This is a genomic window from Neobacillus sp. KR4-4, from assembly GCF_042136325.1.
GTDB lineage: Bacteria > Bacillota > Bacilli > Bacillales > Cytobacillaceae > Neobacillus.
In genome coordinates this window covers 1-12,182 of the sequence record NZ_JBHHJU010000028.1, presented here as the reverse complement: position 1 = coordinate 12,182, position 12,182 = coordinate 1, and the positions used below count along the sequence as shown (strand labels likewise).

Annotated in this window: 15 protein-coding genes; 12 read left to right on the top strand and 3 right to left on the bottom strand. The window is 32.5% G+C overall.

Going from position 1 to position 12,182, the window contains the following annotated elements; translation table 11 throughout:
* Nucleotides 1–17: 17 nt before the first annotated feature.
* On the bottom strand, nucleotides 18–476 hold the full coding sequence (locus ACE198_RS22295) for a hypothetical protein (RefSeq protein WP_375377086.1): 459 nt from the start codon (nucleotides 474–476) through the stop codon (nucleotides 18–20).
* 261 nt (nucleotides 477–737) lie between these two features.
* On the opposite strand from ACE198_RS22295, the gene ACE198_RS22290 reads away from it, so the two are divergent.
* A complete protein-coding gene (locus ACE198_RS22290; RefSeq protein ID WP_375377085.1) occupies nucleotides 738–1,133 on the top strand; it encodes a CotD family spore coat protein in 396 nt (131 codons plus the stop codon).
* A 250-nt stretch (nucleotides 1,134–1,383) separates the two neighbouring features.
* Here the strand turns inward: ACE198_RS22290 and ACE198_RS22285 are convergent, their stop codons facing one another.
* A complete protein-coding gene (locus tag ACE198_RS22285) occupies nucleotides 1,384–1,836 on the bottom strand; it encodes a DUF4944 domain-containing protein (RefSeq protein WP_375377084.1) in 453 nt (150 codons plus the stop codon).
* A 619-nt stretch (nucleotides 1,837–2,455) separates the two neighbouring features.
* On the opposite strand from ACE198_RS22285, the gene ACE198_RS22280 reads away from it, so the two are divergent.
* Nucleotides 2,456–2,890 (top strand): hypothetical protein, encoded by a 435-nt coding sequence (locus tag ACE198_RS22280; RefSeq protein ID WP_375377083.1) that lies wholly within the window; start codon nucleotides 2,456–2,458, stop codon nucleotides 2,888–2,890.
* A 551-nt stretch (nucleotides 2,891–3,441) separates the two neighbouring features.
* Here ACE198_RS22280 and ACE198_RS22275 read toward each other — a convergent pair.
* Complete coding sequence (locus ACE198_RS22275) at nucleotides 3,442–3,777, bottom strand: hypothetical protein (RefSeq protein ID WP_375377082.1); 336 nt, start codon at nucleotides 3,775–3,777, stop codon at nucleotides 3,442–3,444.
* Between the two features lie 318 nt (nucleotides 3,778–4,095).
* Between ACE198_RS22275 and ACE198_RS22270 the strand changes: the two genes are divergently transcribed.
* From ACE198_RS22270 to ACE198_RS22225, 10 genes are all read left to right on the top strand, one after another.
* Nucleotides 4,096–4,689 carry a hypothetical protein gene (locus ACE198_RS22270; protein WP_375377081.1) on the top strand — a complete coding sequence of 198 codons (594 nt, stop codon included), beginning with the start codon at nucleotides 4,096–4,098 and terminating at the stop codon, nucleotides 4,687–4,689.
* 199 nt (nucleotides 4,690–4,888) lie between these two features.
* Nucleotides 4,889–5,761, top strand: a complete 873-nt coding sequence (locus tag ACE198_RS22265) for a hypothetical protein (RefSeq protein WP_375377080.1) — start codon at nucleotides 4,889–4,891, stop codon at nucleotides 5,759–5,761.
* A gap of 68 nt (nucleotides 5,762–5,829) precedes the next feature.
* Entirely contained in the window at nucleotides 5,830–7,092 is a 1,263-nt protein-coding gene (locus ACE198_RS22260; RefSeq protein ID WP_375377079.1) for a hypothetical protein, read from the top strand.
* A 245-nt stretch (nucleotides 7,093–7,337) separates the two neighbouring features.
* On the top strand, nucleotides 7,338–7,808 hold the full coding sequence (locus ACE198_RS22255) for a hypothetical protein (RefSeq protein WP_375377078.1): 471 nt from the start codon (nucleotides 7,338–7,340) through the stop codon (nucleotides 7,806–7,808).
* Nucleotides 7,809–7,811: 3 nt separating this feature from the next.
* A complete protein-coding gene (locus ACE198_RS22250; RefSeq protein WP_375377077.1) occupies nucleotides 7,812–8,039 on the top strand; it encodes a hypothetical protein in 228 nt (75 codons plus the stop codon).
* A gap of 327 nt (nucleotides 8,040–8,366) precedes the next feature.
* Nucleotides 8,367–9,302, top strand: coding sequence for a hypothetical protein (locus ACE198_RS22245; RefSeq protein ID WP_375377076.1), 936 nt, complete (start codon nucleotides 8,367–8,369; stop codon nucleotides 9,300–9,302).
* Nucleotides 9,303–9,398: 96 nt separating this feature from the next.
* The gene (locus ACE198_RS22240) at nucleotides 9,399–10,055 is read left to right on the top strand and encodes a hypothetical protein (RefSeq protein ID WP_375377075.1); all 657 of its coding nucleotides are present in this window, start codon (nucleotides 9,399–9,401) and stop codon (nucleotides 10,053–10,055) included.
* Nucleotides 10,056–10,067: 12 nt separating this feature from the next.
* On the top strand, nucleotides 10,068–10,424 hold the full coding sequence (locus ACE198_RS22235; protein WP_375377074.1) for a DUF3732 domain-containing protein: 357 nt from the start codon (nucleotides 10,068–10,070) through the stop codon (nucleotides 10,422–10,424).
* A 267-nt stretch (nucleotides 10,425–10,691) separates the two neighbouring features.
* Entirely contained in the window at nucleotides 10,692–10,877 is a 186-nt protein-coding gene (locus ACE198_RS22230; RefSeq protein WP_375377073.1) for a hypothetical protein, read from the top strand.
* A 95-nt stretch (nucleotides 10,878–10,972) separates the two neighbouring features.
* Complete coding sequence (locus ACE198_RS22225) at nucleotides 10,973–11,542, top strand: hypothetical protein (protein WP_375377072.1); 570 nt, start codon at nucleotides 10,973–10,975, stop codon at nucleotides 11,540–11,542.
* Nucleotides 11,543–12,182 lie beyond the last annotated feature (640 nt).

The following is a 12,182-nucleotide window of genomic DNA, read 5'->3' as shown; positions in this document are numbered from 1 at the left end:
ATCATTTTTAAATAAAATCACTTCCTATTTTTAGTGGGTAACGTTATATATTGAAAACCATATAGAATCAAAGCCCTTAGAAAATTTATTGATAAATATTTAATTTTTGATAAATTTTCTAAGGAAAATATTTTAAAATTTTCAACAAATTTTAGTCCACCGAAGATAAAAAACATATGAAGAACAGTATTTGAAATTATATATAACGGGAATTTGCCAAAAGTCATTTTTAATATCCATAAGCTAGTGACAAGATAAGGACCGAAGTTCATAAAATTCATACTATTGAAAGGTCCGATACCATTATAAAATTTCCACCAATTTTTCTTTTCACCATACAAATCCAAAGCTTTAGTGAATGTACACATAAATATGGCAGTAGGAAGAAATCTTTTAAATGCCTTTCTACCTAGTAAAGGGACCGTTAACCAAGGCAGAACCAGTAAAGCAAGTAAAAACAATTTTTGATTTTTCATTAATATCACCCAAATTTTTGAATAGCTGATTTTTGCTTATTCTTTAACATAAATTCCTTCTTTATACACACCCTTATTTTTCAAATTTAGCTTGTTAAACTAATCTGTCACTTTAGTTTAACAAGAGCTTTCTCATTTGCTGCACATTTCTTCGTAGTGTGCATCATTCAAATTGTAAAATAGGTATTCAACTAGTCCACAAAAATATGAATTTGAATAGACTAATGATGTACCAAGACAAATTCATATGGAGGTCATTTAATGATGAATAGAAATAGAAATGTTCCACCTAATATGTTTCCGAATGCCATGCCAAATGTGCTGCCTAATCAGATTGCTCCTATACAACAAATGCCATACCAATTTTGCCCACCACCACCATGTCCACCTCAATACTGTCCGCCACAAGTGTTTCCTACTCAGTATGATCCTGGTCTAGTTGACCCTGCACAACAATATGTAAAAACAAATTTATTTAATAAGGTTGTCAAGCATATCCATCCTTCTCATACGACAACAGTTAACAAACTGCATGTTAATCATCAACACTATTTTCCACACACAGAGTCCTGTGTAAACGAATGCTGTGAAACACATACAATGTGTGGTGTTCCAGTCAACCCTTGTTGTCCTCCGATGGGACCATTTGGATTTTAGTTTCTTTTAACCCCATTTTTGGGGTTTATTTTTTTATCAATTACTGGGACATTTGCATAAACTAAAATCGTTCCTAGATACAAAATCTCCAAGGTACTTAAATAAAATTAATAAGTTGTTCCTAAGCCACTATTTTGGTCAAATACGACATTCATAACCAACCCCTAGTTCAACTAAACTGCCCCGTTAGTCCAATAAGAAAGTGCGGAAGTCATATTGGACTAACGCACTTGTAGTAATTATAATCAAATCAATCTACGACCTTTTTCAATTCAATTTTAGTATTTTTTTCTTCCCCTTCTTTTGTCCAATGCAACTCTACTATCAATTCTTTATTCTTAAAATCTTCCGCATCACCAAAGTCAAGGAATCCCATATTATCAGGATTAGTTATTAATTGATGACGCTTCTCAATTTTTTCCTTTTTGTCACCAGTGTAATATTTACCGTCAACCCGGAATTGAACAAATGTCAAAAACGTTTTGTTTAAATCTTTCTTATCGCCTACCCAGTATGCATTTCCAAAAACATTTAATGGAGAGGCATTTCTATCTTTGGCAATTATCGCTTTCCAATTACCATCCTTACTTATTCCTTCCCACCTTGGATATTTCCACTGTCTATAATCGTAAATTTTCCAACCAGCCACAGCTACTAAAAGTACAGCAGTTAAGATAAATAGAAAAAGTCTTTTTCGAGTCAAGCTTAATCCCCCTTTAGAAAATTTTAGCACACACGAGATAAAATGGATATTTTTTACACAAATATTTCATTTCCTTGTTCAACTAACCTGCCTAGTTAGTTAAATAAAGAGAAAAAGGACTGCAGAAAAAACAGCCCCCATTGTTGTGAAATAAATCCCCGTTTAGTTTAATTAAAAACAAGTTACCTTTCATAATTATTTTCGGCCTCGTAAATTTTTGATTTTTATGAAAATTGTATAACCTAATGAAAATAAACTAATAAATACAAGGTACATCACAAAGTTTTCAACTAAACTGGCTGTAATAGTGAACGGTGTGTGCGTAATTAAACACATAACTATATCTGTAGTTGTAAAGACAAGAATCCATATGATAAACGATTTCAACTTAATCACCAACCGAGACTAGGGTAAAATAAACAATTCGGTAGTAAGAATCAAAAATCCTTCTTCAAGTAACCCTGTCAACATTACTTGAATAACGGTAAATAAAAAAGGACTCCCGAAAAAACAGCCCCGCTGATTGTGGAATTTAGTGAACCGATAGATAAGATAGCAAATATTTTCATGCCTAAATACACATAATAATTTCATTAAATTACATATTTGGGGTGATTAAATGAAAAAAACAATATCAATGCTTTTAGTGACATTAATACTTGGAATCCCATTTACTTTCGTTAATGCAGCAGAAAATAAAAACGGGAATACGGATGTACAGGAAATCTATGCAACACCTAATGATATGATTTTAGATTTTATACAAACAAAAGTTGACAAAATCATTCAAAAGGAATACGGAAAAAGAATGGCTTGGGGATGGGTTAAGATCAAGAATGATAAGCAAATAATTAAGGTAAATGAACATAAAAGATGGTACGAACTCCAAACAGTAATTATGGTGCAAGACCCTGATAGCAAAGAAAAAGGTGTTAAATTTGATTCCATGACTTTTAAATTTATTCCAAGGGAAAACAATAGTGACTCTAGAGACTTGGGTGATACAAAATTTGAACTGCTTGAATATAAGCATAATGACGGAAAAGCATACTAAAACAGTAAAATAAAGGGGAGAAATTTTCTCTCCTTTGTTTTTTGTAAGGAATTAATCCTATGCCTAGAATTAGTCCCCTTATTTAATCCTGCCACGTTAATTCAATAAGGGAAAAGCGTTCCCTCATTATTGAAGCAAAGCACCCTAAGTCTAGATTTCAACGCCTTTTAATGTAGTATCTTAGTTATAAAATGCCAAATACCACGAAACATCCACCAAAAGAGTTGTCCAATAATTTTAAAAAAATCCCAAGTAATACATTCCCAAATAAACTCAGAAACTCCAATCCCGTTTTCCCTTTTTTCTTTTCTTTTTAATTTTCATTATTGGTCACCTTCAAAGTCCATAAAATAATTGTTTGTACAAGCAATTATATGTTTTAAATTATCTTTAATTCTTTAACTAAACTGCCAGTTACTTCAATAAGAAAAAAGGCAGCGTACATCCTTAAGCTCAAGCACCGTTAATATAGTAAGGAAATTTACAATCAAGGAAAATTTTAAATAACTGTCTAATCTGTTAAAAAAAACATCTTAAATGATGGCCTAACACTATTCATCGTCCTCTCCATCATCTTCACTTTCCCAAGTATAAAAGATTCCAGAGACTCCATATTCCATTGCTTCATCAAAGCATTCGAGTATTGCCTCATCCTCTTCTTCACCATCTTCTCCTTCACCTTCATACATTTCTCGACTTCCGATAAATTGGTCTTCAACTTTTATTACTTCCCAACCTTGATTACTCACGTACTGTTTCGCTTTATTCAAAGCTGATTTCATATTTGTTGATTTAGCAAAACAAAGTACTATTGCCCCGATACATATTTCTCTTTCTGGATTATCTAAGTGGGGAATAGCCTCTAATTCAAAGACATAAATTGTCATAGTGTCCTCCTGTTAAATTTGCCGTTGATTTCTTCTTATTAAATTCAACAAATTTCAAAACAATTCCTTTTTCCACTAACCTGCCAAGTTACTTTAAGTACACTTCTTCACAATATGCTTTAAGGTTAGTGGATCACCGACTAAAAAGCCAAGGAAATTTAGTTGTTGCAAAAATTAAGTTAAAGTTAGTGTGGTATAAAAGGCTACGGAAAAAGGTATATTTATTCCAATTACAATCTGAGAAATGCTCATTGCCTTATATCTTAAGAGCATAAAACAATAAGATTTAATCTATTTGAGATGAGGTCGTAGGGGGAAATGAAAACAAACAAATTGTTTCAATTATCAATAATCAGCAGTATTATTGTCATTCTGTATATGTTTTTACAATGGAAAATAATTAATATAATAACCGAACTTCTGATGTTACCAATTCTTTTATTGGTGTTTGGATTTTTTATTTATATCTCAGTACTAGCAATAATAACTTTATACAAAAATAAGGATTGGAAACCTATTGTCATCCAATTTATCACAATCCTATTGTTATTTTTCATTCCATTCAATCAAATCGTATTGGACATAGATTTTAAATTAAACAAATCCGAGAGAGAACAAGTTGCTGAAAAAGTTGAGAGCGGAGAACTCAAACCAAATGTTTCAAACAATTCCTGGTTAATTCAGTTACCTAAGAAATTCAAACATCTTTCTAACGGTGGCGGTGAAATTGTGGTAGAGAAATCGGGAGATGGCTTCAACATTCTATTCTTCACTTATCGTGGGATATTAGATAATTTTTCAGGATTCGTATATACGCCCAATGACCAGAAACCTTCTAAAAAAGCGTTTGATGGGGATTTCAAAGAAATAGATAAGATGGGCATGAACTGGTACTTTGTCAGTTCTTACTGATATAAATTTTAAAACGGCAACGAATTCGCTATAGTTTTGTTGTCTGTTTTTTAATTACTATTGATCCGTTCTTTATTTGCTAAAGTCCATTTTTCACCTCATAACGGACCCCATTACCAATTAAGGTGACTTATTTGTTATTATTAATTCATTACAATTGTTCCATTTATTATAAGCAATAATGGTGGGAAAAAATGATATGATTGATAAATTGATTGGCCTTTTCATTTCAATATCAGGCAGAGTTGGTATAACTCTCAAAAACAAATTAAACAATTTGAAAAGAAAGCGGCAAACTGGTTGGACATTATATGCTTCTGTGGAGGAAGTATGTGAGGGAGCAAAAAAGGAATATCCCTTTAATTGGATTGAGGAAATCGATGAGCAATGCTTTGACAACCTATTTGAAGATGATGACGATGAAGATGATTTTAATATTAGAATCCAAAACCAGAGTGTTAGTTTCATTAAGTCAGATAAGCATTTAAATCAAATGAGTGAGATATGTTTTTATTATGCAGCTCCTGATGTCATACTAGAGGACCACCGTTCTTGTCTGGTGTTTCGAGATATGGACCAGTGGTTACATGAAGTGATTATGAAAGAGTTGGTACCCCATTATAATGAGGTAAAGCAATTTTTTATTCATGGGAAATTTGAGGAAATACAGTTATCAGAACTTAAAAAGGAATCAAAAGAATTGGTTAAGTGCTTACTTTCTCAAGGGTATTTTCCTGTTGTATCAGATTTATATAGAGGTACAGAATCTACCCAATTAAGAGGAAAAGGGAATCTTCAATATTTTGTCATTAGAAAAGAATCAGTTAACCCTTTGGAGTTACAAGAATACGAACGTTTTAAACAGTTTGTGATTCATGATAGTTTTCAAAAAAATAAACCATTCGTATTAAGACCAGCGGGATGGAAATTGCAAGAGGACTTAAGGGATTCCATCACTATACGTTATTTTTCTAACTGTGCCGAACAAATCGTGCTATTGGTTAATACGCTAGATGACAGTATTCGGGCCATTTATATTTTTGGAGAAAAAGCGATTAGGTCACTCAGATGACCGATAATAAATGATGTTAGAGAAATAATTGATATTTAATTAGCTGGTAATAGGAAAAGAGGATTGCTTTGGACACTAGAGTACAGGAGTTAGTTGATTTTACAAGAAACAAATGGGGATTAGACAACTATTATTTACATACGTACCATTTCTATCGCAAATTAAATGCTTTAAATGAAACGATCTATACTCTAAGTATGGAATGGTACCCTTCTCATATAACGGACCAAGAGGATGAAGATTACAATCCTGATGGTACCGCAGCAATTGATTTGAACATCCAGAACCGTCAATTTGAAAGTGTTATTTTTGTTGGCGGAGAAACCTTTTCAAATAGAAGTTTAATCCAAAGCAACAAGATAGATGAAATCATAAAATTTATTGAAAACGAAACAGGGTTAATACATGGCAAACAATTTCACCTAGATAGAGAAAAAGAAAATGAATATTTTTTCCGAAGCCGTATTAATGGTGTTGCCGTTGCACCGTCAGGGATTCTAGACATCAAATTTAACACAGAAGGTAAATTAACTTATTTTTCTACACATGGTCCGTTTCCTTCTGTGGATAAGGTAACAGAAGAGACGTTTAGTCTCACACTTGAAGACGTGGAGCACATTGCAAAGGACCAATTGGTATTAATTAAATTTCCGCTAAGGAAGCAAAAGAAGTTGATTCCAGTTTATTGTTTAGAAGAAATTTATGTAACAAATGACATTTCAAAAACATTGCCATTTATTTATCAAGGATTAGTGTATACCATCGATGAAAAGATTGAGTGGCAAACGACAAATAAAAAATCATTCAAAAGAAAACATTTAAATTTGATTGAGGACCTTACAGCGGATCAAGCCTTTTCATTCGAACCTCATCCTAATTTAACCCCGATTTCCGATAATGAGAAAGAAAAATGTATCCGTAGTGTTCGAGACTTTTTGAGTCAAGTTTATCCTAGTGATTCTGGAAAATGGCTTTTGAAAACTTTACATCGTGACAATGGCTTTATCCAAGGAAAGCTCGGATTACTTGAACAGGATATTAGTATTACTCAACGAAAGCTCATGTTGTTAATTGATCCAAATAAATTTAAGGTTTTAAATTATATGGATAACAAAGACTTCTTAGAAATTCATGAAAAATTCCAGGAAATTGAAGGTTTAAGCTTTGATTCAGAGGATGCTTATAAGCGTATCAAAAGTACAATTGAGTTAAAACCTGTTTATGTATACGATTTTGAGCAGAAAAATTATATCCTTTGTGGCAGGATTGATAGTGATTACGGTATTAACGGAATAAACGGGGAGGTCCTTGAATTAAACGACTATTTATAGGAATATGATGAACTATGAGAGTAACGGTTCCGATATGGGGTGGAAAAAAGGCAAATCACATAAAGTTCTTAGCGTGAATTAGCTAAAGAATTCACGCTTTTATTTTTATTGAAATATCAACATTCTTCCTGATTTTATCACCATTCCTCAAGAGAATTCACATCGCTTTTCTTGACGGTGACCTTACTTGTTGTTCCAGTGAGTATATTTGTGAAATATGTACGAAATGAGAGGAGGAGATAATAATGAATTTTATATTAGGAGGGTATTACATCATTACTCCTATTGAAAGACTTAATTATATGGATAAAGAGTTAATTCCAGAAACTATCTTGTCAGTTAGTGAATGTATTTGTGACGTTCACCCCAAAACAACTGTGCTATGGGGCGGCTCAAATGAAGCGAAACGTAAATACATCCAACAATTAAATGTTTCTCCAGGCACCTACAAAGAAATAGAAAAATGGGTTGAAGACAAGATCGAAGCAGGGGTTTTTGGTTTTCCACAGGTATTTACCACGATAGAACTAGCTAGGGAATTCCTAGCCAAATTTCTTTGCCATCTATCGGTTACTAAGATTATCGGAATTGGATTACCTGAAGAGTATGTAGAAGCATTTATCGAACATGAAGAGGTTCAAAACAAAGAAGAAGCAAACCAATATGGCGTTGAAAAATTATTATTACGCAGAATACCCATTGAAGAAAAAGATTAAAAAATGATGGGCTACGAAGTGCTTGGATTTGAATACGGTTCATTTCACTCATATTTGTGTAATGGTTTAGAAAAAGATTTTAATGAACATTTTAAATTCGCTATGAACCAAGATGGATTTATACCTTCTATCGAAGACGTTTCTCGCTATTGTGATTATAGTAATGATGATGATTTGGGCACTGAACCTGTTTTATGGCTTCCTTGGGCTATATTTGAATACAGTAAATAATAAGTATTGGAATCTGTTGCTTCTAATGCTTTTTTGTATGTGATTTTTACTATGATTTAATATGAGAAATGATTTGTGAATTGATATAATTTTTCTATGCTTGTACCTTAAAACGAAACCAGCTACTATGAGAGCATGGCCTATTCTTTTAATACTCACCAGATGGGTATTTGAAGAATTCCGAATCATATAAAATCATAATAAGGAAAATAGAGAGGTGCTTCCATTGAGGCAGCACTTTTTATTGAAAAGATGTTCGTTTAAGGAATTTATTCCTAAAACATAGATCTATTTATTTCATAAAAAATACTTTTTCAGGTGATGCCGATGTTAAAAAAAGTTAAGAAGCATGCGTTAAATAAAATATACGACTTTAAAGATGATTTAAAAGGATATAAGCTTGTTGAAGCTTCGCTTGGCCACAATGGAGAAATATGCGTTCTAGGGGTTAGCGAATTTCCTGAATATATAGATGGTATGTTTCCCCCATCAAAGACCAAAGAAAAATTCAATTATAAGGTCATAATAAAAACGCCTAATGAAAAAAAAGAGCTTGTTATTAAAGACCAACCGTGGAATTACCATTTTGTTCAACCTATTGATCAAGGAAACATTTTATTGGTTTGTGCTCGTTCTTATTTCCATGACGAAAATAACTATGACCATAATGCAAGAGTTTTCGATAAAAATGGGAACCTTATCAGGACTTTTTTGCTGGGAGATGGAATTCAAAATTTGTTGGTTACTAAGGGAAATAAGATTTGGACAGGTTATTTCGATGAAGGGGTCTTTGGTAACTATGGTTGGGATAAACCAGTTGGAGCAAATGGTCTAAGAGCCTGGGATGCAGACGGTAAAGAATTATACAAATACCCAAATAGAGGAGACCATTTCATTGACGATTGTTATGCATTAAATGTCGTATCCGATGATGAGATTTTATTTTACTTTTATTCCGATTTTGAACTTGGAAGATACAGTAAAGGAAAAATTGAATACTATAAGCCCGATGTTGAAGGCTCCGATGGTTTTATAATCTTTGATGAATATATCCTTTTCCGAGGTGGCTATAACAAAAGAGATAAGTACATTTTATACAATTTGAAACCAATAAATAGACTTAAAAGGACAGGATACCTGTCATTTATAGATGAACAAAATACGGGAATAAGAGCTGATTCTGTTAATTGTCGGGGCTCATTAATGTTATTACAACAGGGAACAAGTCTATATCTTGCGAATTTAAAGGATTTAATAAATTGAAAATGTTGTAGAATTCGAAACCAATGAAGCAAAACGCTTAAATGTTGAACGAAGTTAAAATGCCAATGAACATCGAAATGGAATCGAGGTTTTTTTATGTCAAAAACAGCAGCTTTCTTCTATTGTGTATTTTTTTTAGCATTGATTGCAGGGATAGTAACAGGTTTTATGGGTATCGAAATAAGTTCCTTTAAATTGTTTTTAAATATTTACGTTTTATTAATGATGATTTACTGTTCTTATTATCTTTATATTGTGTTACTTACAAAAAACGTGAATACGGTAGAAAAATATATAAACAGAAAAAAGAAACATCCTTATTATGCAGTATTACTCTCATTAAATAGTAAGGACTATGATCAAGCTGAAATGTTGCTTCAAAAATTAGGTCGTACTTATAGTCAACCAAAAATAGCTCTTAGGTCAACCATACAATTAGAAACAAATCAACTTAAGGAAGCAGAAGAGACCATTTCAAAAATAAAGAATCCGAATATTCGTCATCATAATTTTGCTTTACTAGCTTTATTAAAAGATGATTTGGAGGCATTTCAAAAACATAAATCTCAAGTAAAGCACAAAGGATTACAATATTCACTGGATGCGGAAGAAGCATTTATGAACAAGGAATTTGAAAAGGCAGAAAAGTTTGGAGAACTTGCAATTTCTTCAACTGCTGGATTACAAAAGTGGGTACTAGTTAAATCATTAGAACATCAAAGGAATAACCTCGAACGAAAATTCTTTTTTTAATAAAGGCTATGTTTGTTCCTAGGTTTGCATGAATTGTTTATTCGTCAAAACTCACCTTATTTACCGCCTTTTTTAATTTTAGATCAACCTAGTAGACCATATTACGGAGAGGAAGAAATCAAGAAGGATACTCCTTGGGAAAATTTAAAAGATACGGACAAAGGGAAAATCACAATCGCAATGCAACTGTTAAATGATTTTATCACCTATGTAAATAATGTGTTAAAATCAGATTTTCAAATAATAATATTAGAACATATACCAGCTTCTATTTGGCAACAAGCCCAATTACAAAACTTTCATTTGGTTGAAGATTTCAGAAATGGTAATGCTCTAATTAGGTTTAATGAACAGAATGAACCTTTTTAAAAATTTAATATGGTAGTATGTTTTTTGAATGGAGAAGAAGGCTTAATGTGCAATATATCTTGTATATTAAGCCTTTATTTTCTTATTCTTATTGCCTTAAGGCACCCTTTAACCACCCATGCAGTAGAGCTGCAAAACTAGCGTTTCACTTAAGCATGAATTCAAGCTTATGAAACTGGAGTTCGATTTGAATAATGTTAGGCTTTTATCCTCTCGTTTTTGGAGCAGTTTATATTTAGTATTCCTTATGGGAAGTTCACTGTACCAATGTTTAAATTGGTTTTGGCTTGGGGAATATCATTTGCTATAGGAAATCATATCAGTCAATATTTGATGACCTCTGCAGAAGCTCCTGAATTTGTTAATGGATTATTTCTTGCGTTCGGTAACTTAAGTATAACAATTGGTACGTCTGTAGGTGGGTTATTTATATCAGGAATGGGCACACAATAAGTTGTATTTGCAAGAGTGCTATTCTGGGTGTTGGGGTTAATATTCACCTTGTTAAGAACCTATATTTTTAATTCAAAACACAGGAGGCATATTACATGTTAAAAGGATTATTTGGTAAGTTGTTTGGAACTTCGAATCCAGAGCTTACTACCCAACAAACTTCAACGATAGAACATACGAACAGAGAACCGTCTCATTCTCGAACACTTGAAAGAATAAAGCAACCAGATTCTGAGGTTCGCAAAATTTGGTTAAAAGTCATCGGTTCGGAATCCAAATCGAATGATATTACAATACTAGAAAAAGTTGTATTGGCTAAAGAAAAAGAAACAAATGCGGTCGATTTGCACTTTGCTTATATGGCATTGTTTAGGCACTATTACAGGGCGAAAGATTCCACACCTTCCCAAGATGAAAAGTTCTTGTTATTTGCATTAAAGGATGTAGATCTGTTCCCACGATTTAAAAGAGAATACTTAGCGACGCATGATCACCAAGTGCTTCCGTCTATACCTTCTTTTAAACAACTTGCTATTTTTTATGAAAAACAAGGTAATTATCAAAAAGCCATCGAGATTTCTGAAAAAGCTTTATCGTATGGGTTGGAAGATAAAACGAAAGGCGGATATGCGGCTCGTATTGAAAAATTAAAGAAAAAAATGTAATGTCAGACGTTCTCAACTTAGTAAAAGAAAGATTTTACCACTAATTTGTAGCTACACCTAATATTCCGACTTTAGTTTAAGCAATAAAATTAAATTAAGGACAAAAAATTATGTTTTAAAAAGGAAACTCCTAGAGAAGAAATCTGCAAAATTTTAAGAATTACAGTCTTTATATGATGAATCAATAAAAGGGATAGGACTACGTAGAGAAGAACTTTTAATAACCTAAAAAATTGGATAAAATGAACAACCCATTTAATCTCTAAGCATCCTTACGAGGATGCCTTTTATTTTTCAACAAATGGGTGATTGCCTCACGCATTCATCAAGTGTAAACAAGAATAGAAAGGACTTTATAAAAGGATTTCAATTTAATAATAAAATGCCAAAAAGAGCTAAATGGCTCTTTTTGCATTTATCTTATTCTAGTTAGATCTTTAACCACTTTCTTAGACCACTATTACTTTTTGAGCTTTCCAAAAGTAATTGAGATAGCTTTCCTAGCATTTCAGTGTAAGCCCGAATTATAAAAAAGACGTACCTTCCGGTACGCATTTCAAATAGCCGTAAATTCCGATTTTTTTAATCGAATTACGGCTTATTTCATATTTATTCTGCATTCTGCCTTAATCATTTTTGA

What these genes read in the sequence shown, in the direction of transcription:
- ACE198_RS22290 (WP_375377085.1), top strand. Translation starts at nt 738, where the DNA reads ATGATGAATAGAAATAGAAATGTTCCACCTAATATGTTTCCGAATGCC.
- ACE198_RS22230 (WP_375377073.1), top strand. Translation starts at nt 10,692, where the DNA reads ATGTTTAAATTGGTTTTGGCTTGGGGAATATCATTTGCTATAGGAAAT.
- ACE198_RS22270 (WP_375377081.1), top strand. Translation starts at nt 4,096, where the DNA reads ATGAAAACAAACAAATTGTTTCAATTATCAATAATCAGCAGTATTATT.
- ACE198_RS22255 (WP_375377078.1), top strand. Translation starts at nt 7,338, where the DNA reads ATGAATTTTATATTAGGAGGGTATTACATCATTACTCCTATTGAAAGA.
- ACE198_RS22275 (WP_375377082.1), bottom strand. Translation starts at nt 3,777, where the DNA reads ATGACAATTTATGTCTTTGAATTAGAGGCTATTCCCCACTTAGATAAT.
- ACE198_RS22250 (WP_375377077.1), top strand. Translation starts at nt 7,812, where the DNA reads ATGATGGGCTACGAAGTGCTTGGATTTGAATACGGTTCATTTCACTCA.
- ACE198_RS22225 (WP_375377072.1), top strand. Translation starts at nt 10,973, where the DNA reads ATGTTAAAAGGATTATTTGGTAAGTTGTTTGGAACTTCGAATCCAGAG.
- ACE198_RS22280 (WP_375377083.1), top strand. Translation starts at nt 2,456, where the DNA reads ATGAAAAAAACAATATCAATGCTTTTAGTGACATTAATACTTGGAATC.
- ACE198_RS22265 (WP_375377080.1), top strand. Translation starts at nt 4,889, where the DNA reads ATGATTGATAAATTGATTGGCCTTTTCATTTCAATATCAGGCAGAGTT.
- ACE198_RS22240 (WP_375377075.1), top strand. Translation starts at nt 9,399, where the DNA reads ATGTCAAAAACAGCAGCTTTCTTCTATTGTGTATTTTTTTTAGCATTG.
- ACE198_RS22295 (WP_375377086.1), bottom strand. Translation starts at nt 476, where the DNA reads ATGAAAAATCAAAAATTGTTTTTACTTGCTTTACTGGTTCTGCCTTGG.
- ACE198_RS22245 (WP_375377076.1), top strand. Translation starts at nt 8,367, where the DNA reads ATGTTAAAAAAAGTTAAGAAGCATGCGTTAAATAAAATATACGACTTT.